Origin of the sequence: Oleiharenicola lentus (assembly GCF_051660365.1) — a bacterium.
Lineage (GTDB): Bacteria > Verrucomicrobiota > Verrucomicrobiia > Opitutales > Opitutaceae > Lacunisphaera > Lacunisphaera lenta_A.
Genome location: NZ_JBOZXB010000001.1, coordinates 2,410,725 through 2,432,556, shown reverse-complemented (window position 1 = coordinate 2,432,556; position 21,832 = coordinate 2,410,725). Strand labels below are relative to the sequence as shown.

Genomic DNA, 21,832 nt, shown 5'->3' with positions numbered 1-21,832 from the left:
TTTCACTCTTGACCGGGTTTGCTCGCTTTGAATGGTAGCGCCTCAGTGGAATTTAAGCTCTCACCCAAGCGCCGCCCCCCGTCTCCGGACGGCAGCGCTGTAGGCTCATCTCCACCCATGGGGTTGAACGACCCGCCCCCCGCTCCGGTCTTGGTCGCACCCGCCGCTCCGCCTGCGCCCGAGGAGTTGGTGGAAATTCTTCCCGCAAAACCAGCCGCGCCACTGCCGATTTTGTTTTTGCCGGACGATCCACCGGAGCCACTCGCGGAACCAGCGCCAGCACCCGCCGTTGCCGCGACTGCTTCCACGCCGCCTCTGCCGAGACCCGGCTCGACCCCGCCCATCACGCCCGAAGAAGCGCGCTCGTTTCGGCGACCTGAACGACAAAAAGTTCAGCTTTTCGGCGCATCCACTTTTATTTTTTTAGCCCTCTGCGCCTTCGGCTACTACAAATACGACGAATACAAAAATCGTCCGCCGCCGCCACCGCCGAAACAAACCGCTGCGCAACAGAAACTGAAAGACGTGCCGTCCGGCGCAAATCCTCTCGCCGCATTCAAGCAGGCCAAGGCGACCATCGACAAAGCGAACCAGAAGCAGCTCGCAACCAATAGCGCGATTCACTCGATGGACAGCGGAGCCGCGAACGATCCGACCGCGAGCATCGTTTCTGGCAACACCACGGCATCCCCGCGAGCTTCCGTGGTTCCCGTCGATACGCCAGCGATCGCAGCATTAGCGGTGGTCACCGAGTCCCGGCTCGCCGCGCAGCCCACCGAAAATCAGGTCGTTATCGATAACGTCGCGTTCATTGCCAAGATCTCCGACCCGGAAATCCCCAAGCCGAAAGAGCCCTTCATTAAGTGGGCGCAAAAAGTCCGCATCGGCGGCATGCGTTTAGGCAGCACCCCGCGCGTCTTCATTAACAATATGACTTACCACATAGGTGATCTCGTGGAGCCGCAGCTGGGCATCATTTTCGACCACTACGATCAACAACGCCGCTTCCTGCGCTTCAAAGATCGCACCGGCGCGATGATCGAGATTCGCCATTAAGCGCCTTCGCCTCGCGCAAAGAAAAAGCGGACCCTTGCGAGTCCGCTTCGGTGACCAGTTTTCCCGCCGCACTTTTTACATGCGGCAAATGAGCAACTCGCGCTCGAACATCAGTTCCTTCGGCAAGTGCGAGTGCAGATCGAGAAAGAGTTCTTCGTGGCCGAGCACTTCGTTGCGCCAGGCGGCGCGATCGAACGTCTGCAACTCTTCAAATTTTTCCTGCGAGAAGCTGAGCCCTTCCCACTCCATGTCTTTATAGCGCGGCATCCAACCGATGGGCGTTTCCTTCGCGCGGCCACCGGCACGCACGCGGTCGACGATCCATTTCAGGACGCGCATATTTTCCGAAAAGCCCGGCCAGATAAATTTTCCGTCCTTATCCTTGCGGAACCAGTTCACGTGGAAAATGCGCGGCGTCTCGCTGAGTTTGCGCTGCATGTTGATCCAGTGGCGGAAGTAATCGCCCATGTTGTAACCGCAGAATGGCAACATCGCCATCGGGTCGCGCCGCACTTTGCCAATCGTGCCGGCGGCGGCCGCAGTCATTTCGGAGCCCATCGTGGCTCCGACGTAAACGCCGCTGCTCCAATTGAACGCTTGATACACGAGCGGCATCGTCGTGGCACGACGGCCACCGAAAACGATCGCGTGAATCGGCACGCCCTCCGGATTTTCCCAATCCTTGTCCATCGTCGGACATTGCGACGCGGGCGCCGTGAAACGCGCGTTCGGGTGCGCGGCTTTCGCGCCGGTGGCTTTGGCAATTTCGGGCGTCCAGACTTTGCCCTGCCAATCGGTCGCCATCGCCGGCGGCTCTTCGGTCATGCCTTCCCACCACACACCGTTGTCCGGCGTGAGCGCGACGTTGGTGAAAATCGTGTTCTTCGAAAGCGCCTTCATGGCGTTCGGATTCGTGTTGTCGCCCGTGCCTGGCGCGACGCCGAAGAAACCCGCCTCGGGATTGATCGCGCGCAGGCGACCGTTCGCGTCGGGTTTGATCCACGCGATGTCGTCGCCGACCGTCCACACCTTCCAACCTTTGTCTTGAAAAGGCTTCGGCGGAATCATCATCGCGAAATTCGTCTTACCACACGCGCTCGGGAATGCCGCCGCGACGTAGGTCTTTTTACCCTGCGGATTCTCGACGCCGAGAATGAGCATGTGCTCGGCCATCCAACCTTCGTCGCGCGCCATCGCGGACGCGATGCGGAGCGCGAAACACTTTTTGCCGAGCAGCGCGTTGCCGCCGTAACCGGAACCGAATGACCAAATCTCACGCGTCTCGGGGAAGTGGACGATATACTTCTCTTTGTTGCACGGCCACGAGACGTCTTTCTGACCTTTCGCGAGCGGCGCGCCGACGGAGTGCACGCACGGGACGACGCGTTTGAAATCCTTGTCGATCAGCTCGAACACTTTTTTGCCGATGCGCGCCATGATGCGCATGTTCACGACGGCGTAAGCGGAGTCCGTGAGTTGCACGCCGATCTGCGACATGGGCGAACCAATCGGACCCATGCTGAACGCGATCACATACATCGTGCGGCCTTTCATGCAACCGGCGAAAAGACCTTTCAGCGTCTTGCGCATCTCGAAGGGGTTGACCCAATTGTTCGTCGGGCCCGCGGCTTCTTTGGAGAGCGCGCAGATGAACGTGCGATCTTCGACGCGCGCCACATCGGAGGCGTCGGAACGCGCGAGGTAGCAACCCGACCATTTTTTCTGGTTCAGCTTAATGAACGTGCCGCCCTCGACCATTTGCTGGCAAAGGCCGTCGTATTCCGCCTTCGAACCGTCGATCCAGTGGATCGCGTCCGGCTGGCAGAGCGCCGCCATTTTCTTCACCCACTGAATCAAATGCGGGTTTTTGCTGAGGGGTTTCGAGGATGCTTTCATGGGTGAGGATTATGACACGGCCAACCCTGAGTAAACGGGAAAGACCGGCGGTGGGCCGTGAATGAAATTACCTTCCGACCGACATTAGAGGAGAAATTTCGACCGGAATGGGTAAAAATAGGGATGTCACTACCGTAGTTCTACGCCCAGGCAGGCTTCACTGCTCAACTGCGGGCGCGGATTTTCTCGTCGCCTCGGTGCAAATTACACCGCCACCCTGCTCCTGCGTGGACAAACTTTGCATCTTCGCCGGCACGATTCTCTTTAGTTACCTCGCATGGTATCTCGGCGAGATCGCGGGCCTGGAGTTCTTCGGCTGCTTTCTTCTCAGCGGCGTCGGCTCAATCGTCGGAGTGTTTGCGGGCTGGAAAGTCGCGCAGCGGTTTAAATAACCGCGCTCAAATCATCGGCTCCACGTGCACGGACACATCCGTGACCGCGTGCGGCGACGACGCGATCAACGCGTCTTTCACCGCATGCGCGATGTCGTGGCCCGCGCGCACCGTGAGATCGCCGTCGACGCGCACTTGAATATCCACGAGATGACTCAAACCGCTTTTGCGCACCCGACATTTGTCGAGCGCCTGCACCCCCGGCACGCGCAACGCGATCGCGCGGATTTCGTTTTCAAAACTTTCCGGCACCGCCGTGTCCATGACGTCGCGCAGTGATTTGCGGAACATCGCCGCGCCGTTGAACGCAATGACCACACACGCCAGCAACGCCGCCCAATCATCCGCGGATTCGTAACCCGGCCCCGCCCATAACGCGATGCTGATGCCCACAAACGCCGCCGCCGATGTCAGCGCATCGGCCCAATGGTGCATCGCCTCGACATGTAATCCGGTGCTGCCGGTAGACTCGCCCGTGCGCGCCAGTCGGCGCGAAAACCAAAGTTTCACCGCCACCACGCCGGCGAGCAGCGGCAGCGTCCACCATTTCGGCGCGAGGTGCGGCGTGATAATCTCGTGCACCGCGTGCCAAGCGACCCACGCCGCCATCACAAAAACAAACGCCGTAACCGCGAGCCCCGCCAGCGGCTCGGCTTTGCCGTGACCGTAAGGATGACCGTCGTCTGGCGGTTTGCCCGCCACGCGCATGCCGGCCCACACGAGCAGCGACGAAAAAATATCCACCAACGATTCCGCCGCGTCCGCAATCAACGCATACGTGTGGCCGAGCACGCCGCCGGCGAATTTCACAAGCGCGAGCACTATGTTCAGCACAATCCCGCGCAGCACCAAGCGCGCACCGGCTTCGGCGCGCATCGAGGTCAACGCATGGGGATCGGGCGGCATGCGCGCATGAATACGCAAGCCGCGCATCTGCACACAACACCCATCGAATCATCTAATTGTGTTAGGCTTACCGAGGATTTGTAGGTGGCGTGCTTGCCCGCAACGTGGCGCGCGAGCGCGCCACCTCCACTCAAACAAACTCATCGCACACACAAACCCTATCATTGACCGAATTTGGCATCTGGCTAGCTTGCCCAGTGCGCATGCCCGACACATCTGCACCGATCGCCACCGATCCCGTTAAACAGTTCTCCGTATTCATCGAGAACCGCGTGGGCCGCCTGCATGACCTCGTTGCGCTGTTGGCGAAACACAACGTGCACATCATGGCGATGACGACCATCGACCAGACTGACACGGCGCTTGATCGCATGGTCGTCGATGATCCTGACCGCGCGCGCACGTTGATGAAGGAGCACAATTTTTTCTTCACGGAATGCGAAATCGTCGCCGTGGAATTTACCGACGAATCCCAACTCGCCGCCGTGCTCAGCGCGATGCTCACCGTCGAAGTGAACATCCATTACGCCTATTCATTCCTGATGCGCCCGCAGGGTAAATCCGCGCTCGCGCTCAGCGTCGAGGACAACGACCTCGCGACCTGCGCCCTCAACCAGCGTGGTTTCAAAGTCCTGACGCAGCACGATATTTCGCGCTAACGAGGCGTTGGTATCAACGGCCCGTGAGTTACGGCACGACATCAGGCCATTTCCCGGAAATCCAGTTTGTCATATAATATATGACAATTGCGATCGGCTGAAACGAGCTTCGCGCACGCAAAAAAAGCCGCCCCTTGCGAGGCGGCTTCAGTTTTTACCCCTGACCCGAAATTACAGTTCGAACGATGCCGATAGGATGAACTGGCGCGGATCGACGATGCGGAAGGCCCACGGCGTGCCGTCGGGATTGACCGCGACCGGCTTCAGTGTGCCGTCTTCGAACACGTTGTTAACGTTAAGCTGTAGTTTGCAGCGCACCTTGTCGTTGAAGAGGCGGAGACGGTAAACCGCGCTCAGATCGACGGTGGTTTCGCCTTTTTCCCAGACCGGCTTGTTCGGGTCGTATTCGCGCACGATGCCATCAGCATCGGGAGCAGCCGCGAGAAACCCAATGGAGGATTCATCGCGCCAGCGGAGAGAACCGCCGACCGTGAGCGGCTTGAGCCAGCGATTGCTGGTCAGACCGACGAGGTCGTAGTTGGTCAGCAACGAAGCTTGGTATTCGGCCGTCTGGCTGCGGCGTTTGCCTTGGAGCGCAACGGCGAGTTTCAAACTGGCGAGCACGTTCTGGGTATACCAATCGCGAGCGATAACGCCGTTGTCTTTTGGCGTGGTCCACCAGGGCAGCCCCGTCACGGGATCTTTGATGGTCGTCCACACGGGCATGCGCTCGTTGATGTATTCCTGCACCGCCGGCGACATGATGCCGTTGAGCGGGTTGGATTGCGAGGCGGTGAGCTTGATCCGCCAATGGAGGGTCGGGTTGTAAGTGATTTCGAGTTCCTTACCGCGAGAATAGGAATTGCTGGCGTCGCCGTGACCTTGGTTTAGATGGCTGCGGATGTAATCGTAGTCGGCCCCGGTAGCCGCCAACGTTTGTTGAACGGCGGTGGCTTGATCGAGGGCAGGATTCAAAAGCTGCAGGCGGGTGATATACCAGTCAGTGAGGCCCGGATCTCCCGCGCCGCTGCCGCGATCCATGCGGATGGTGCGCTGAACGATCGTGTTAAGATCACTGGTGCTGCGGCCGATGTCGACGGTCTCGAATTGCTTGAGCGAGAGGGAGAGTTTGCCATCGAACAGATTAACGGTGACACCGTAGTCCTTCGACTCGCCGCGCGGGTCGGCCAGCGGCAAACCCCACACGTCATAAGTGGTCGAGCCAGGATTGAAGCTGTTCGACTGATTATAGCTGAGGGCGAGCCATTCCTTGTTTTTCAGCGGCTTGATCACGAGGCCATAGGTGTCAGTCCGGCCTTTGTTCTTCACCCAGTCTGCGGTGCCATACTGATAGACCGGCGAGTAATCGTAGTAACCGTTGGTGGCCGCAGTCGGATTGATCGCAGCATTGGATTCGCGGGTGCGGTTATAGTCCTGGCGCACGCCATAAAGCGGAACGATGCGGCCATCCCAGAAGAAACCCTGCCACACACCGCCATAGGTGCTGAGGATGCGTTTATTGTAACGACCGGAATTATAGTAGTAGTCGTAAGTGGTCGGGTCGTTGATCCATTGGTTGGTCACGCCGTTGAAATAACGTAGCGGGAGCGTGTAGGCCGGCGTCGGGCCGGCCGCCGGGGCGTAGTCAACATTCTGGCCCGCCGCATCGCCGATGTAGTAGCGCGGATAGATGCGGTAGGGCGTGTTGTTACGCGAGGCGACGGTTCCCATCCAGGCATTGGTGGACGAAGCGGCTTCCTGAAAGCCCAAGCTGCCCCCTTCGAACGCGCGGTATTCGTTGTAGCCGGTAAAACGATTACGGCCCAACCAGCTCAAAATGTTTTTCTCCCGGGAGAGATCGAGGTCGTAGGCGAGTGTGCTGCGGAAGCTCTCTGAGTTATTGCGACCATACGTCGTGCGGGGCGGCGCGCCACCGATGTAAGGACGGAGGAAATACGGGTTGGGTGTGCCATCGAGCAGGACCTCGTTGACATCGATGTAGGGTTGCAGGTTCGCGCCACCCGTGCCGAAGAAGCGGCGGTCGAAGTTGGCAATCTTTTCCTTAAGCCACGCGCCTTCCATCGCCAGCGACTGGCGTCCGGTATTGAGAATCACCTGTTCGATTTGGACCGTGGAGGTCTCGCCTTTGCGCGAAGCAAAGTTCGGCGCCACCAAATTGAGTTCGGTCCAGTCATAGAGGCTCTGGTCGGTGATCTGCTTGGAGTTATAGAGCGGGAAAAGGTTTTGGTTACGGATGTAATAGCTGCCGTTTTGAAGGAGGCGACCCGTGCCACCGACGTTGCTGGGGCCAGTGCTGGTGGCATTCGGCAACCGGCTGATCATGAGCAATCCGACGGTGCCGTCCGGATTGATGTAAGCGCTCGGGCTGTTCTGGAAACCGGTATCGGTCAACGCGAGGCCGTAGGGCAGCAGCGCCGCTTCCTGCGCTTGGGTGACCGGGCCGATCGTCGTGCCGTTCGCCAGCCGCACGGTTTGGGTGATCGGATTCCACGTGGGTTTACCGCTGTTGATCCAATCCGTGACCGTATCGCGCGGCGTGAGAGAGTTCGGACGGTTGTTTTGATTCCGATACGATTCGAAGCTGGCGAAGATCGTCGTGTTTTTGAACGGGCGGAACGTGACGACTGGATTGAGTCGGCGCGTGATGTCTTCGGACGGCTTGCGAACGTAACCCTTGTCTTCGTAGAGCCCCAACAAGCGGAACGCCAATTTGTCCCGAATGATCATGCGGTTCAAATCGAAGCTGCCGCGATAACCGTCGTAGCTATCGACGCGCGTCGCGAAAGCGTTGGAGTCGCGCGTGGTGTTGGCGCGGGCGCGGATAAAGTTCACGCCGCCACCCGTGCTCCCTAAACCGAACACCGTGGAATTCGGGCCACGGGAAATTTCCACCGAATCCACGTTGTAGGTATCCTGCGGCAAATTCACCGTGAATCCGCCGACCGCGACGTTGGCCGAAGTCAGGCCGCGCATGCGGTTGGCGGCGGTGGGCTCGCGGGAAATATTGTCGGTGACATTGCCGCGATCGACGGTGAAATCCGTCCACTGCGACGTGCCTTCCGTGCTCAACTCATATTTAAAGATGTCGTTGATGTCGGTCGAAGCGGTGTCCTCGAGCTGCTGCTTCGTGACGACGGAGATCGGTGCCGCCAGGTCAGCTAAATCGGTTTTGAGGCGCGTGCCCGACATCGTCGACGTGGCGCGATAACCTTGGTCGCGCGTGGAAGTCACTTGGAAGGGAGAAAGCTCGATCGCGCTGTCTTCCGTTGTCGCGACCGCGGGTTTCGTATCGACCGGCACGGCTTTCTGCTCGGCTTCAGCCGGAGCGGGCGTGGTGGATTGGGCGACTTGTTGCGCCAGCGCAATCGATGCGGCGGCCAGCGTCAGGGCTCCCGACAAGAAGGCGCGGAGCGATTTGTTTCCTTTCAAGGAGAACACAGATTTCATGGTGGTAGCGGTTTGTTCGGCGGCGAAAAATGCCGGGGAACCAGCACTCAAGCCAACGGATCAGGGATAGATGGGGTCGGAAAACGCAGCACTGAGGTGAGCAGCGCGCGGAAAGAGGGCGGAACGTAGTTCGCGCGTCGCGCGAGCGTCGAATGGTTCAGATTCGTTCCGTCTGATTATTGTGTCGCGCCTATCTGAATAACTGTTCGGGATGCGCGGCATGCCCCCGGAAAAAGCGCGCCACCGTCCCACTGTCCGCACGATGGCTACGCATCTCGGCATGTCGCGCACGACTGTTTCCGAGGCGCTGCGCGATCATCCACGCGTGAACCCCGAGACACGCACGCTGGTGCAAGCGCACGCGCGCGAAGTGGGTTACCAATTTAATCCGCTCGCCAGTTCCGTGCTCAGCGAAGTTCGCCGCACGCGCCTCGACACATTTCGCGGCGTGCTCGCGACGATCGGATTGGAGGAACCGGCGCGGGTGCCATTTCTCGGCGCGTATTGGCACGACTTGCAGCGCGGCGCAGCCGAGCGCGCGGAGCAACTCGGCTTTAAGTTGGAAAAATTTATCGTCGGCGAACGTGGCGTGTCCGTCCAACGCCTCGACACCATTCTGCGCACGCGCGGCATTCGCGGCGTGCTCATCATGCCCGCGTGGAATCGTCCCGATTTCACGCAACTGAGTTGGACAAACTACAGCGGCATCTACGCGGATTACTTAATCGATCAACCCGCCCTCCACACCGTGTGCCCCGATCACCCGCGCGCGATGGGCCTGGCGATGCGCCGCGTGCAGGAACTCGGCTACAAACGCCCCGGCCTCGCGCTCATCGAACAAGAAAGCAATCGCCTCGATAATCGCTGGCTCGCCGCCTTCCTCGCCTACGCGCACCTGCATCCAGAATTAACTCCTCCTGCGCCGCTGATCATGCCGCAAGTATCCGCCGAGTTGTTCAAGAAATGGTTTCGCAAATACAAACCCGACGTCGTGATCGGTCACCGCGCGGAGATGATCAAATGGATGCAGGAATGCGGCGCTCGCGTCCCTGAGACCCACGGCTTTTGCAGCGTCAACATCGGCCTCAACACCGGCAAGCTCGCGGGTCTCGACTTGCAGCCGCGTCGCATCGGCGAGCGTGCGATCGACATGTTGATCTCGCAGATCCACCACAATTTCTCCGGCATTCCCGATCTGCCGTGTAACACCACCGTGCCCGCACTCTGGGCCGACGGCCCAACGCTGCGCGCGCAGAAGTAAATCTCTTTGGAGGCGGGACCTTTAGCCCGCGAGGCATGGCGTGAGTTGGCTTAGTTGTAGGTTGTGCGCTTGCGCACAACGGTAGGGCCCGACCTCCGGGCGGGCCGGTAGGGCGGTTAGGGATAACCGCCCCTACCTCAATTCACTTTACGGCAATTTCGCCAACCCTTCGCTGCGCACGACCCAGCCTTCTTTCGGAAAACCCGGTGCGTTGCCCGCGGGGGCGCCGTCCCACCCGCCCGCCATCAGCGCGACCGCGGAGAGCAACGATACATTCACCGGCAAATACGCGGGACAATCTTCCGGTTCTTTCGGGCGACGCACGTGACCGTTGTTCATAAAACGCGACACTTTGTTCGGATTCGTGAGAATGCTCACGGCGTGTTCCGTTTCGCCAAGATGCGCGGCCGTCATGGCAGCCTGCCCTGTGGCCCAACTCGCCCAACGATCCGCACCGTTGCGGCGGTTCACTTCAGCGAAGGTGCGGCGCACGACTTCCGTATCGACGATGTCGATCTTCGGCATGAATCCGAGAATCATGAGCATCGAAGTCGGCACGCCTCCCTCTTTCGCATACATGTCGGGAAACGTTTCAATTTCCAAATAAAGTCCATCTTTCTGCGGCAGCGGCGTGAGGCGCTTCAAAATATCGTCCCATAACGGCTCGCGTTTCAGCCCGAGCCGCTCGCGCCACGTCTGCGCGACCTGCAGCCCGTAATACCAATACGCCAGCTCGAACGTCGGATTTTGCGTCTCGTTTTGGCCGGATTTTTCACTGACGTTTTTGATCGGCGGGCCGAGCACGTAACGATTCGTCTTTGGATCAAGCGCCGCGAACGACGCCAGAAATTTCGCCGATTCTTCAACGACCTCGCGGTAGTTATCCAACGTCTCGCGGTTCGGTTTCGCGCGGTAGATGAGTTCGCTTAACGCAATCGGGTTCGGCTGATTCCAGATGATAAACGGATTGATCGAGCCCGGTCCGGTGCGGCCATCGATGCCGGACATTTTTGGCCAGCGCACGCCGTCAAACCCTTGCGCCTTCGCTTCCATTTTTCCGACCGGCAGGATTTTTTTATACCACGCGAAACTCTTCTCCAACAACTCCACGCGGCCCCATTGATAGAAATGCGACGTGTGCCAGTAATACATTTCGGAGTGATGTTTGCCGAACCATGTGATGTTCGTGAGCCCGTCTTCGCCCGGCGGCATGTCGCCGGCGTAATTCACTTTCACGAGATACAGCGAGAGAATCGTGCGGCGTTCCAATTCGTTCGCCCGCGGATCGGTGCTGCCGGCGAAATCCACGATACCGCCCTTCGTCCAATAATCGCGCCAGCCGCGTTCGCTCGATTTTTTAACGTCGGCAAATGTCAGCGCGTTTTTGTCGTCCGACGCTTTCGGCGTGAAGTCGCACGTAAACGCCAGCGCCTTCTCGCCGTTGGCCGCGAGGCGGAACGTGTGCGGAGCGACTTCGCTTAACTGTCCCGCGCCAGCCCATTCCACGCGCGCAAAGTAACCGCTCGTATCGAGGGAGCGCGCGAGTTCGGCGAAATTTTTCCCACTGCGCGCGATCGTCGTGCGATGCGCGTCGGCTTTTTCCCACTGAAACGGCGGCTTGTTGCGCGTGCTGAATTTATACGAATACGGAAAACGAAACCGCACCTCGAGCGCGCCACTAGCGACGAGCGGCGATTCGATGCGCACGCCCACCGTGCTACGCGTCGCATGCGCGGCGGTTTCGACCGTCACCGGCTGGCCCGCGAGCATATAAGTGCTACGCACCACGCCCGTCCACAAATCCAGTTGCTGATCGATCGCGGCGAGATCGGCCTCGGTCACGAGTTTGCCCTGATACCACAGGCTGATCTGCCCGAGCGCAATGGGGTGCGGGTTTTCGCGAAAATATTTCCCGGCGGGACTGTTTTGTTTGCCCGCAAATTTCACGGGACGCCCGTGGAAATTGTAAGTCGTCGACGCGTCATCGAGCGTAAGATTATCGACATTCGGAAACTCGTGCCACGCCCACGTCGAAAGTGTCTCGAGTGGAATTCCCTCCGCGTGATAACGTTTCTCGAAGGTCTGCAATCCAGTCACGTCGACCGTGAACGCGAAATCGCCATTACCGACACTGAGCGGACTTTCCGGATCGACGCTCGTGACCTTCACCGCGTGACGCGCCACGACGGCCTCGCGGTCGATGGGTTTCGCGAATGCGAACACGCACAAGAATGAAAAAATCAGCGCACGTGCGCCTGCGGAGAAACAGCGGGATAGAGGCATAGCGTTCGGGGTTGAGGTTTAACGTTACCACAATCCCCCGGCGCACGAGAGCACGCAAATCGGACAGTCTGACGTGAGCCTAAAAGGTAGGGCAGTTATCCCTAACTGTCCTTCGCTCGAATACACGATTCCGTGAAAAGGGCGGTTAAGGATAACCGCCCCTACCTAAAAACTACTCACCCTTTCACTTCGCCCATCTTCTCGCCATCGAGCAGATAGAGCCCCGTGAGGTAGCCGTTCTCATACATTTCGCCGACGCTGAGTTTGCCTTCGAACGTGATCGGGATGTCGAGCAGCGGCTTCACGCCTTTGCCGGTCATCTTCACGACGACCCACTCGTTGACCTTCGGCATCGCGCCGTAGCAACACATCATCGCGTCCTTCACCAAAAGAAATTCCTTAACCAGACCGCCTTCCATTTTGGTCGGCAGCATAAAACCCGTGACCGCCACTTTACGCTGATTGAACGCCTTCACCTTGTCCGGAATCAGGTGGGCCGCAGACGGCGGTTTCGCCGTCGACGCCGGATCATACTCCGGCGCCACGTATTCAAACGACGCCAGCACGTCGAAACTCACTTTCTCATAGGCAGCGGCTTCCTGCGCTCCGGCGATTCGCGCACTCGTCAAACCAACCGCCAACACTGCGGCGCGCAGGCCGAGTCCTAAAAGAATTCCACGTGCTTTCATGCGCTTCAACGTGCACACCTCGCAGGCAAATTCAACGCCCGCTTTCATGGGAACGCCCTGAATTTAGCAGTCGCCTAAGGTGGTCGTCGGTCTCTGCACCGGCGACAGATCCGGCGAGGGTGCTGAAGCGTCGGTGCGGAGTCCGACGCCCACCTCGGACTCAATCTCTCGACACTGGCGCGGCAGGTTCGTCTGCGTCGTTTCCTTTCGGAAAAGCAAACGCGATGTTCGCGTAGTTCTGTCCGCGAATCGTGACGCTGGTGACAACCGCCTCGAATTCCGCAGTCGTCTTTAACCACTCCCCCGTGCCGACGAAGGCCGACGTGTCGCCGATTTTTTCGCCCGTAAGCAGGTTCGGCAACGCGGCGAGCGTCAGCGGTTCGGTTTTGCCGGCAAACTTTACGGTGAGTTCAATCGCGGGCGCGGGCAGCCGCACGAACTGGCTCATGTGCGCATCGAGCACGTAAGCCGTCAACGAACCCGCCGCCGCGTCGCGCACAAACTCCAAATGGAAATCCTCGTTGCCCAAAATCACCGGCGTGCCGCCATGCGGAGGCTCGTGATGATGACCGTGGTGGCTGCTGTGGCCCGACGAAGCGGTCGATGCCGTCGGAGTTTCTTTTTTCGCGCACGCGCCGAGTCCGAAAACTGCGCACGCCCCAAAAATCAATCGAAGTAGTTTCATAAACGAATAAGCGGGATTACGACACCGGCGCGATCGTCTCGGCGACCGGCACGCGGTAGGCCTTGAACGCCGGCACGAGTCCGCCGAGCACGCACAAACCGACAAACGTCGACGGACCCCACCAGAAAACCGGGTTCCATTTCAGCGGCTCCAACACGACGCCAGTCTGCGCTTGAATCAGGTTCGCCACAAAAATCGCCAGCGCCACAAACACGCCGAATCCCGCGAGCGCGCCAAACACTCCGATAAACGCAGCTTCGCCGACGACCGCGCCAAACACCGTGCGACGCTTCGCGCCGAGCGCGCGCAGGATGGCGATGTCGCGCTGGCGCGAACTCATCGAATTATAAATACTCACGAGCACCGAACCCGCCGCCACCACCGCCACGAGCCACGCGAGGAGCGTCAGCACCTTGTCGAACCAGCCGATCTTGTTAAACAACTCCGCGACGATCGTGCCGATGGGAAATGCGAACGTGAGTTTGTTGCCCTGTTTGTTGATCGCCATGTCGAGCATCATGCCGGCCGTCGCGGCACGCAGTTGAATCAGCACGGCGCTGACGTCATTTGCCGCCTGCGCCGCGTGGCCGCTCATCGTTTGCACGCCCGCCATCGGAATCCAGATCACGCGATCCACGGGAGTATTCGTCGGTTCCAGCACGCCGACCACGGTGTAAACTTCCTCGTGCTGGTCCTCAGGATTAAACGCGATTCCGTGATACGGGCTGAACGTCGAGCCCACTTTCCAACCGAGTTTTTTCGCCGCGTAAGCGCCGACGAGCGCTTCGCGCGTGCCGGTCTTGAAGACCGCGCCACCGGCCTGCACGGCGTATTTTTTGCCGGGCGAATATTCCACGTCGTTGAAGAGCGCTTCAATCGTGCCGACGATGCGCCAGCCTTGGAAATTATCTCCGACCGCAATCGGAATCGCGGCCTTCACGGCGGGATGCCGGCGGATCTGCTCGTAGTCCTGCGCGGTAATGTTGCCCGGCGAGGCTTCGAGATGGAAAATCGCATTGAGCACGAGTTGGAGTTTCGAACCGCGCGCGCCGAGCACCGCATCGAAACCGGAATTCGTCGCCGAGAAGACGGACTGTGACTGCGTTTTCACGACCCACACCGTGAGCAAGAGCCCGCTCGCCAGCGCAATGCTCGCCGCCGTCACGACTGTGGACAAGGCGTGCTGACGAAGGGAGCGGTAGATGAGGTTGAAGAGCATTTTGATCTTACAGAAGGAAACGAAGAGAACAAAGACGATGCACCATTCTTAGTTTCCTTTGTTTCCTTCTGTTAAATTTAGTTCGTCACGCGGTTAAACGTCCCGAAGTCCTGCATGTGCTCGAACTGCGCGAGCACGCGTTCGTCGTGGCTCACGAGCAGCAGCGCCGCGCCGGTTTCGCGGCACACCTCACGAATCAGGAAAAGCGCCTCGCGTGAATTTTTCCGGTCAAGGTTTCCCGTGGGTTCGTCGGCGAGGACGAGCTTGGGTTGATTCGCGAGCGCGCGGGCGACGGCGACGCGTTGCTGCTGGCCGGTCGAAAGCTGCCGCGGGAAATGCCCGAGCTTGTCGCCGAGGCCGACGCGCTTGAGCAAACTTTCCGCCTGCGCGCGATTCACGCCGCGACCAAACGCCATGCCAAGTTCCACGTTCTCGAGAACGGTGTGGCCTTGGAGTAGATTAAACGTCTGAAAAATGTAGCCGATATTTTCCGCACGCAGACGGTCGCGACCGGCCTCGCCAAGCTTCGCGACGTCTTTGCCACCGAGGAGAATCGAGCCCGTTTCCGGCGCGAGGATGCCGGCGATGAGATGAAGAAAGGTTGTTTTGCCCGAACCGCTTTCGCCGCGTAGCGCAAGTTGCGCGCCCGCTTCGAGGGAAAATTCCCGCACATCCACAACTCGGTGCTGGCCGCCGCCGGGACGGGCGTAGGTTTTGGTCAGGCCGGTGATGTGCAGCAGCGCCATTTGAAAAAGTTGCGAGCGCCCAGACGGAAAATCAATCCCGCTGATAAGCAACTGGTTCGTTTCGGCGTCACCTAGAATTAACTGGCCTCACTATGACACGTGCGGCAGTTTCGCCGCCTTACCCCAAACCCCCAACTCGCTTATGCTTCAATCCTACCCCTGGAAGAAAGCGGCAGCACTGGCCACTGCATTGGCTGCTTCCGCAACCCCGGTCTTCGCCAGCGAAGCCGATATCAAAATCCCCGACCTCACGACGGTCTCGTTCTTCAACGGCGCGCTCTCGGGCACGAACGTCTTGATGATCGGCCTCGTGGTCTGCGTGCTCGGCACCATCTACGGCTGGATCCAATACATCCAGACGAAGAACCTGCCGGTGCACTCGTCGATGGCGGCGGTTTCCCAAATCATCTGGGAGACGTGCAAAACCTATCTCTTCCAACAAGGTAAATTTCTCGCCGCGCTCTGGGTGCTGATTGCGGCCTGTATGGTTTACTACTTCGGCGTGCTCTCGCACATGAGCGGTGGCCACGTCGTCGCGGTGCTGCTCGCCTCCGTGCTCGGCATTCTCGGCAGCTACGGTGTCGCGTGGTTCGGCATTCGCATCAACACCGTCGCCAATTCGCGCGCTGCGTTCTCCGCCTTGCAAGGCAACCCGCTCGCCACACTCCTCATTCCGCTGAAGTCCGGCATGAGCGTCGGCCTGCTGCTGGTCGCGATCGAATTGTTTTTCATGATCTGCATCCTCGCGTTTCTGCCGAGCGAGTTGGCCGGGCCGTGCTTTATCGGTTTCGCCATCGGTGAATCCCTCGGCGCCTCCGCGCTGCGCATCTGCGGCGGTATCTTCACGAAGATCGCCGACATCGGCGCCGACCTCATGAAGATCGTCTTCAAACTGCCCGAAGATGACCCGCGCAATCCCGGCGTGATCGCCGACTGCACCGGCGACAATGCCGGCGACTCCGTCGGACCGACCGCCGACGGTTTCGAAACCTACGGCGTGACCGGCGTCGCGCTCATCGCGTTTCTCGCGCTCGCGTTGGCGGCCTCGCCGGCCTTGTGCGGCGTGTTGATCGTGTGGCTCTTCGCCATGCGCATCTTGATGGTGATCACGTCGCTCGTGAGCTATTGGCTCAACGACGCCATCGCGAAAGCCGTCTGGGGAAAATCGAAGGATTTCAACCTCGAACACCCGCTCACGAATCTCGTGTGGATCACCTCGATCGTCTCGATCGCCGTGACCTACGTCGCCAGCTACCTGCTGCTCGCGCCGCTTACGGGTCATGCCGATTTGTGGTGGGTGCTTTCCACGATTATCTCGCTCGGCACGCTCGCCGGCGCGTTGATTCCGGAATTCACGAAAATCTTTACGTCCACCGAAAGCCGTCACGTGAAAGAAGTCGTCACCTCGTCCGATCAAGGCGGTGCATCGCTCAACATCCTCTCCGGCCTCGTCGCGGGCAACTTCTCCGCGTTCTGGACCGGCCTCGTGATTCTCACGCTGATGTTCGGCGCCTATTTGCTTTCCGGCCATGATGCCGTGCAAGCCATGATGCCGGCAAAATTCCTCTTCGCCGCGCCGATCTTTGCGTTCGGCCTCGTGGCGTTCGGCTTCCTCGGCATGGGCCCGGTCACGATCGCGGTGGATTCGTTCGGCCCGGTTACCGATAACGCGCAGTCGGTTTACGAACTCTCCCAAATCGAGAGCAAACCCGGCATTGCGGCGGAAATCGAACGCGACTTCAAATTCCGCCCCGACTTCGAAGGCGCGAAACACCAACTCGAAAAAGGCGACGGCGCAGGCAACACCTTCAAGGCCACCGCCAAACCCGTGCTCATCGGCACCGCCGTCGTCGGGGCGACCACGATGGTGTTCGGCATCATCATGATGTTGCAGGCGCACTACCAGGCGATCGATCCGACCTTCAACGTCCTGGAACGTCTCTCGCTCGTGCATCCTGAAGCACTCATGGGCCTCTTGATGGGCGGCGCGGTGATCTACTGGTTCACTGGGGCGAGCACGCAGGCCGTCGTCACGGGCGCATATCGCGCGGTGGTCTATATTAAAGACAACATGAAGCTCGACGCCACCACCGCGGCCGTCGAAGCCTCGAAGGAAGTCGTGAAGATCTGCACGCAATACGCGCAAAAAGGCATGATCAATATCTTCATCGTCATCTTCTGTTTCAGTCTGTCGCTCGCATTCTTCGACCCGTTCTTCTTTATCGGTTATCTCGTCGGCATGGCGTTCTTCGGACTTTTCCAAGCCATCTTCATGGCCAACGCCGGTGGCGCGTGGGACAACGCCAAGAAGATCGTCGAAGTGGAGTTAAAAATGAAGAACACCCCACTGCACGCCGCGACCGTTGTCGGCGACACCGTGGGCGATCCGTTCAAAGACACCTCGTCCGTCTCGCTGAATCCCGTGATCAAGTTCACCACGCTTTTCGGCCTGCTCGCCGTCGAGATCGCCATCGTGATGCCCGATTCGCTCAAACACACGCTCGGCGGCCTCATCTTCGTCGTCGGCCTCGTGTTCGTGTATCGCAGCTTCTACGGCATGCGCATCCCGATCGACGCCAAGAAAGCGTGAGTGGTTAAGAAAGCACCCGAAGCAACCCCTTCACACACCCTACCCCAAGCGAGGCCGCGGCATAATTGCCGCGGCCTTTTTTCCGCCTGCGGAAGGGACATAAATTACTCCGACAAAAACATTGATCCCATCCCATGTTTTGGCGCGGCCGCGGCACACTTTCTTCAGAAACGGAACCTGGGGATTTCCCCGAATCAGGACTGGGGTGACCGCCCCTTTTTTGGGCATCACGCGGAACTGTTTACAGGTTATGGCATCCGAGCCGGAACCTATGAAGAAACTCATCAGTTCCTTACTCCTCGCAACCGGTCTCGTCCTCTCCGCGCAAGCCGCTCACTTCGGCGCCAGCGCAGGCTATCTCGTGGATAGCGAAGAGGCCTATTACTCCGTCCGTGGCGGCACGACGTTGAAAGAGACCTCCGCCATGCTCCACCTCTTGGAAGTCGAACTTGGCTTCACTGAAGAACAGGAAAGCGGCATCGATGGCGAAATCATGCCGCTGACGCTGAACTACCGCGCCGAATTTTTAACCACCGGGCGCTTCACACCCTATGCCGGATTAGGCGCCGGCGTGGCCCGCGTTGAACTCGAAGGCTTCGGCTTTGACGACCGCGATACCGTGTTCGCCGCCCAAGCGTTTGCAGGCATCTCATTCAAAGCGTCCAATTCCGTCTCGTTAAATCTCGGCGCGAAATACTTGTGGCTCGATGACGCCGAGCTTTTCGGCTTCAACGCCGATCTCGGTGACGACGTCGCCATCGAAGCTGGCCTCAGCATTAAATTCTAATCGCGTCCGTTGTGAATCTCACGCCGCGGCTTTAAAGCCGCGGCTTTTTTTTAAGTCAGGCCCGCGCGCATCAACTCACCCGCGCTTTAAACTCGGCGGAGTAGCGTCGCCCCAGTTCGCCTTGTCCCACGTAAGCGGTGTGAGCCTGCCATCGGCATTTTTCATCACGAGTGGTTCGCCACGCGGGCGGCCATTAGTGCGCACGAACTGCACGGAAATATCGCCCGACTCCGTCTTGGTCCAAACTGCGTTCTCGATGGTATTGCTGAAGCTGCTTTTAACCGTGCGGAGCGTCGCGCCGCCATTGTCGCGCAGCACCAACGAGAAACGCCAGGCCGCAAGACCGTCGGCTTGCGCGCTTACGCCGGTGTAAGACTGCTCTCCCGCCCACGCGGAAACGGTCATCACAAGTCCCAACAAAATCACGCGCACAAGTTTCATGCGTTCCACGTTATCCGGTTTCCGCGAGCGCGGAAGGGCTATCCCGAAAAACTCCCCACGCACGCTGCGTTGGAAGCCATTAGGGGTTTAATACCGGCGTCGCGCCGGCGCGTTTCTGCCGCACTTCTACCCTATAGTTGTGATTCGCTGCGTGAGGTTGCACCACCAGAGTCGGGCCATAAGCTTGCCCGCACTCCTCGTCCTCGCGCGACCAATGACGGTTGCGCCCGTCTGATCCCGGCCTCGCCTCACGTCCCGCCCGTCTCATCGTCACCCCTCAATTACATGAACACGAAAACTGCCGCCCGGTTACTCGTCCTTTCAGTCTTCGTCGTTGCGCAACTCTTCGCCGCCCCGCGCGCGAAAAATGTCATCCTCTTCATCGGCGACGCGGGCGGCATTTCAACCCTCAACGCCGCGAGCCTCTATGCGCACGACAAACCGCAGAGTCTGTTCATCCAAAGCATGCCACACTTCGCGTTGTCCGACACCTCCGCGCTGAATGGCTACGTCACCGACTCCGCCGCCGGTATGACCGCCATCGTCACCGGCCGTAAAACCAACAACCTCATGCTTTCCGTCCTGCCTGACCAAGACGGCGGCGAAGGCGAAATTCTCAAAACCATTCTCGAGCATGCCGAAGAACGCGGCCTCTCGACTGGCGTCATCAGCAACATGGCGATCTGGGACGCCACGCCTGCCGCGTGCTACGCCCACGCCGCTTCGCGCAAAAGCACCGTCGAAATTTTCTCGCAAGTCCTGAAGCCGCGTTTCGGCAACGGCGTGGAGGTGCTCATCGGCGCCGATCGGATTGGACTTTACGCCGCCATGCAGAAAATCGGCGTCAATGCCGACGAAGCGCTCCAAAAAGCTGGGTTTGAAACCTTCGAAAATCCCGCCGCCATCACCACGAAAACTTCGCGCGTCGCCTCCATCTACGATCGTGGACAAATCGGCGATTTCGCGCCCATTCCCGCCGTCGACAAAACGCTCGAAATTCTCAGCCGAAACAAGAAAGGCTATTTCCTGATGGTCGAGTGGGATCTGCACACCGACAACATCAAGCGCGGCCTCGACCGCGCCATCGTCCTCGACGACTTGATCCGCCATGTCGCCAGCAAAGTCGGGAAAGACACACTCATCCTTTTCGCCGCGGACCACTCGTTCGACCTCCGCCTTCAAGGCGGCAAACCCGGCACACCGTTCGCGCAACAACACGCCGCCACCGTCGACGCCCCGCCGCCCTCGCGTCCCGTGTTGCGCATGGAAAACAAACACACCGGCGAAGAAATCCTCGTCGCCGCGAAAGGCCCCGGCGCCGAGCGTCTCCACGGTTTCATCCCCAACACCAAAATTTTCGAAATCATGATGTCCGCCTACGGCTGGAGGTGATCCACATTGCCGGCTCAGCGCGCTGATTTCGTATGCCGAGATGCACTGAGAGGAGTTTGCGGAAAGCCTGCTAGGTTTTAACTTCTTTCCACGCTTTCAACGCCGCGGCTTCCTTCTCGGGCGCGAGGCCGGCTTTGAGTTTCGCGCGGCGGTCCTCGGGTAAAGTGTTGAACCACGCGAGCGTGTCGGCGGCGGTGGTGGCGAGAGGGCGATAAGTTAACCCCGACGCCAACGCACGAGCAGTGCTGGTGCGGTGAAATCCTTCGGTCTCGCCCTGGCCGGGAATCCACACGGTGAATTCGCTCCAGGCGCGGATGTTTTGCTTTCGGACAAACTCGGCGTCGGTAAACACGAATTTCGCGGGCGAAGTGCCGGCGGCGCGGATGCCGTGCAACATCGCGGCGGTGCTGAGTTCGTAATTCGGGCCGACGCCGTTGAACGCACCGAAAGCGCGTTGCTCGACGAGGCGCACCATCCATTCCGCCAAGTCGCGGGCGTCGATCAGTTGCACAGGATCATCGGGTGGCGGCGCGAGGACTTCACCGCTTTTCGCGATCCGCACGGGCCAATACGTGAAACGATCCGTGTCGTCGCCGGGGCCGACGATGAGCGTCGGGCGCACGATCGTGGCGATGCCGGGAAATTGTTTTTCAGCTTCCGTTTCGCACGCGGCTTTCAGCGGGCCGTAGAGGTTCATATTCGCGAGCAGGGTGGCGCGCGTTTCCTTCATCACATCGGAGCCGGTGTAGCGCGCGAGCGGCGCGTCTTCCGTGAGGCCGGGTTTCGCCATGCTGGCATACGCGGAGAGAGATGAAACATACACATACTGTTTCACTTTGCCGGCGAGCGCCTGGCCCACGTCGCGCACCCAATACGGTGTGCTCGTCGGGTTGTCGATGCAGGCGTCCCACTCGCGGCCTTCGAGCGATTTCAGATCCCCGGTCTCGCGATCACCGGTCAACTCTTCGACCTCGCCCGGCCATTCTTTCGGACGACGGCCGCGGTTGAAAAGGGTCAACTTGTGCCCGCGTGCCAGCGCATACCGCACTTGGTGGGGCCCGATAAATCCGGTGCCGCCAAGAATCAGAATGCGCAGTGGCTTGGCGGCCTTTTCCACGCCGGGCAACGGCGTGATCGTCGCTACCGGCAAAGTCGGCGCAGGCACCGGTGTTTTTGCAGCGACCGGTTCCGCCCCCGCTAGTTTTCCCACCACCGAAGCCGCGCCCGCAAGAGCGCCCAATTTCAACGCATCACGACGATTCATGCGCCGCAGCTTAGCAATGTGTGGTTCGTCGCCAAGCCCGATGCGGCGAAACGCTCAGAACATGGATTACATTTAATCACGGATTACGCGAATGAACA

17 protein-coding genes are annotated in these 21,832 nt (G+C 59.4%); 7 read left to right on the top strand and 10 right to left on the bottom strand.

Going from position 1 to position 21,832, the window contains the following annotated elements:
- Window positions 1-117: 117 nt before the first annotated feature.
- Window positions 118-1,056, top strand: coding sequence for a hypothetical protein (locus ACRRQW_RS09230; protein WP_438481013.1), 939 nt, complete (start codon window positions 118-120; stop codon window positions 1,054-1,056).
- 75 nt (window positions 1,057-1,131) lie between these two features.
- On the opposite strand, the gene ACRRQW_RS09225 is transcribed toward ACRRQW_RS09230, so the two are convergent.
- Complete coding sequence (locus tag ACRRQW_RS09225) at window positions 1,132-2,952, bottom strand: phosphoenolpyruvate carboxykinase (GTP) (RefSeq protein WP_438481012.1); 1,821 nt, start codon at window positions 2,950-2,952, stop codon at window positions 1,132-1,134.
- Between the two features lie 227 nt (window positions 2,953-3,179).
- On the opposite strand from ACRRQW_RS09225, the gene ACRRQW_RS09220 reads away from it, so the two are divergent.
- Entirely contained in the window at window positions 3,180-3,344 is a 165-nt protein-coding gene (locus tag ACRRQW_RS09220) for a hypothetical protein (RefSeq protein ID WP_438481011.1), read from the top strand.
- 6 nt (window positions 3,345-3,350) lie between these two features.
- Here the strand turns inward: ACRRQW_RS09220 and ACRRQW_RS09215 are convergent, their stop codons facing one another.
- The gene (locus ACRRQW_RS09215; RefSeq protein WP_438481010.1) at window positions 3,351-4,250 is read right to left on the bottom strand and encodes a cation diffusion facilitator family transporter; all 900 of its coding nucleotides are present in this window, start codon (window positions 4,248-4,250) and stop codon (window positions 3,351-3,353) included.
- Window positions 4,251-4,453: 203 nt separating this feature from the next.
- Between ACRRQW_RS09215 and ACRRQW_RS09210 the strand changes: the two genes are divergently transcribed.
- The gene (locus ACRRQW_RS09210) at window positions 4,454-4,909 is read left to right on the top strand and encodes an acetolactate synthase (RefSeq protein ID WP_438481009.1); all 456 of its coding nucleotides are present in this window, start codon (window positions 4,454-4,456) and stop codon (window positions 4,907-4,909) included.
- A gap of 171 nt (window positions 4,910-5,080) precedes the next feature.
- On the opposite strand, the gene ACRRQW_RS09205 is transcribed toward ACRRQW_RS09210, so the two are convergent.
- Entirely contained in the window at window positions 5,081-8,377 is a 3,297-nt protein-coding gene (locus tag ACRRQW_RS09205; RefSeq protein WP_438481008.1) for a TonB-dependent receptor plug domain-containing protein, read from the bottom strand.
- 262 nt (window positions 8,378-8,639) lie between these two features.
- Between ACRRQW_RS09205 and ACRRQW_RS09200 the strand changes: the two genes are divergently transcribed.
- A complete protein-coding gene (locus ACRRQW_RS09200; protein ID WP_438481007.1) occupies window positions 8,640-9,638 on the top strand; it encodes a LacI family transcriptional regulator in 999 nt (332 codons plus the stop codon).
- 147 nt (window positions 9,639-9,785) lie between these two features.
- On the opposite strand, the gene ACRRQW_RS09195 is transcribed toward ACRRQW_RS09200, so the two are convergent.
- From ACRRQW_RS09195 to ACRRQW_RS09175, 5 genes are all read right to left on the bottom strand, one after another.
- A complete protein-coding gene (locus ACRRQW_RS09195) occupies window positions 9,786-11,921 on the bottom strand; it encodes a hypothetical protein (protein WP_438481006.1) in 2,136 nt (711 codons plus the stop codon).
- A 176-nt stretch (window positions 11,922-12,097) separates the two neighbouring features.
- A complete protein-coding gene (locus tag ACRRQW_RS09190) occupies window positions 12,098-12,658 on the bottom strand; it encodes a DUF3299 domain-containing protein (protein WP_438481005.1) in 561 nt (186 codons plus the stop codon).
- Between the two features lie 112 nt (window positions 12,659-12,770).
- Window positions 12,771-13,295: a hypothetical protein gene (locus tag ACRRQW_RS09185; protein WP_438481004.1), complete on the bottom strand. Its 525-nt coding sequence runs from the start codon at window positions 13,293-13,295 to the stop codon at window positions 12,771-12,773.
- A gap of 16 nt (window positions 13,296-13,311) precedes the next feature.
- A complete protein-coding gene (locus tag ACRRQW_RS09180) occupies window positions 13,312-14,514 on the bottom strand; it encodes an ABC transporter permease (RefSeq protein WP_438481003.1) in 1,203 nt (400 codons plus the stop codon).
- A 77-nt stretch (window positions 14,515-14,591) separates the two neighbouring features.
- A complete protein-coding gene (locus ACRRQW_RS09175) occupies window positions 14,592-15,260 on the bottom strand; it encodes an ABC transporter ATP-binding protein (protein WP_438481002.1) in 669 nt (222 codons plus the stop codon).
- A gap of 142 nt (window positions 15,261-15,402) precedes the next feature.
- Between ACRRQW_RS09175 and ACRRQW_RS09170 the strand changes: the two genes are divergently transcribed.
- Both ACRRQW_RS09170 and ACRRQW_RS09165 read left to right on the top strand, forming a co-directional pair.
- Window positions 15,403-17,850, top strand: a complete 2,448-nt coding sequence (locus ACRRQW_RS09170; protein WP_438481001.1) for a sodium-translocating pyrophosphatase — start codon at window positions 15,403-15,405, stop codon at window positions 17,848-17,850.
- A gap of 271 nt (window positions 17,851-18,121) precedes the next feature.
- Entirely contained in the window at window positions 18,122-18,637 is a 516-nt protein-coding gene (locus ACRRQW_RS09165) for an outer membrane protein (RefSeq protein ID WP_438481000.1), read from the top strand.
- Window positions 18,638-18,712: 75 nt separating this feature from the next.
- Here ACRRQW_RS09165 and ACRRQW_RS09160 read toward each other — a convergent pair whose 3' ends face one another.
- Entirely contained in the window at window positions 18,713-19,078 is a 366-nt protein-coding gene (locus ACRRQW_RS09160; protein WP_438480999.1) for a hypothetical protein, read from the bottom strand.
- Between the two features lie 285 nt (window positions 19,079-19,363).
- Here ACRRQW_RS09160 and ACRRQW_RS09155 point away from each other — a divergent pair, with 285 nt between their 5' ends.
- Complete coding sequence (locus ACRRQW_RS09155; RefSeq protein ID WP_438480998.1) at window positions 19,364-20,470, top strand: alkaline phosphatase; 1,107 nt, start codon at window positions 19,364-19,366, stop codon at window positions 20,468-20,470.
- Between the two features lie 70 nt (window positions 20,471-20,540).
- Here ACRRQW_RS09155 and ACRRQW_RS09150 read toward each other — a convergent pair whose 3' ends face one another.
- Window positions 20,541-21,734, bottom strand: coding sequence for an NAD-dependent epimerase/dehydratase family protein (locus tag ACRRQW_RS09150; RefSeq protein WP_438480997.1), 1,194 nt, complete (start codon window positions 21,732-21,734; stop codon window positions 20,541-20,543).
- Window positions 21,735-21,832 lie beyond the last annotated feature (98 nt).

Excerpts from the sequence above, each read along its gene's own strand:
- ACRRQW_RS09230 (WP_438481013.1), top strand. The coding sequence starts at position 118 with ATGGGGTTGAACGACCCGCCCCCCGCTCCGGTCTTGGTCGCACCCGCC.
- ACRRQW_RS09225 (WP_438481012.1), bottom strand. The coding sequence starts at position 2,952 with ATGAAAGCATCCTCGAAACCCCTCAGCAAAAACCCGCATTTGATTCAG.
- ACRRQW_RS09215 (WP_438481010.1), bottom strand. The coding sequence starts at position 4,250 with ATGCCGCCCGATCCCCATGCGTTGACCTCGATGCGCGCCGAAGCCGGT.
- ACRRQW_RS09210 (WP_438481009.1), top strand. The coding sequence starts at position 4,454 with ATGCCCGACACATCTGCACCGATCGCCACCGATCCCGTTAAACAGTTC.
- ACRRQW_RS09205 (WP_438481008.1), bottom strand. The coding sequence starts at position 8,377 with ATGAAATCTGTGTTCTCCTTGAAAGGAAACAAATCGCTCCGCGCCTTC.
- ACRRQW_RS09200 (WP_438481007.1), top strand. The coding sequence starts at position 8,640 with ATGGCTACGCATCTCGGCATGTCGCGCACGACTGTTTCCGAGGCGCTG.
- ACRRQW_RS09195 (WP_438481006.1), bottom strand. The coding sequence starts at position 11,921 with ATGCCTCTATCCCGCTGTTTCTCCGCAGGCGCACGTGCGCTGATTTTT.
- ACRRQW_RS09190 (WP_438481005.1), bottom strand. The coding sequence starts at position 12,658 with ATGAAAGCGGGCGTTGAATTTGCCTGCGAGGTGTGCACGTTGAAGCGC.
- ACRRQW_RS09185 (WP_438481004.1), bottom strand. The coding sequence starts at position 13,295 with ATGAAACTACTTCGATTGATTTTTGGGGCGTGCGCAGTTTTCGGACTC.
- ACRRQW_RS09180 (WP_438481003.1), bottom strand. The coding sequence starts at position 14,514 with ATGCTCTTCAACCTCATCTACCGCTCCCTTCGTCAGCACGCCTTGTCC.
- ACRRQW_RS09175 (WP_438481002.1), bottom strand. The coding sequence starts at position 15,260 with ATGGCGCTGCTGCACATCACCGGCCTGACCAAAACCTACGCCCGTCCC.
- ACRRQW_RS09170 (WP_438481001.1), top strand. The coding sequence starts at position 15,403 with ATGCTTCAATCCTACCCCTGGAAGAAAGCGGCAGCACTGGCCACTGCA.
- ACRRQW_RS09165 (WP_438481000.1), top strand. The coding sequence starts at position 18,122 with ATGAAGAAACTCATCAGTTCCTTACTCCTCGCAACCGGTCTCGTCCTC.
- ACRRQW_RS09160 (WP_438480999.1), bottom strand. The coding sequence starts at position 19,078 with ATGAAACTTGTGCGCGTGATTTTGTTGGGACTTGTGATGACCGTTTCC.
- ACRRQW_RS09155 (WP_438480998.1), top strand. The coding sequence starts at position 19,364 with ATGAACACGAAAACTGCCGCCCGGTTACTCGTCCTTTCAGTCTTCGTC.
- ACRRQW_RS09150 (WP_438480997.1), bottom strand. The coding sequence starts at position 21,734 with ATGAATCGTCGTGATGCGTTGAAATTGGGCGCTCTTGCGGGCGCGGCT.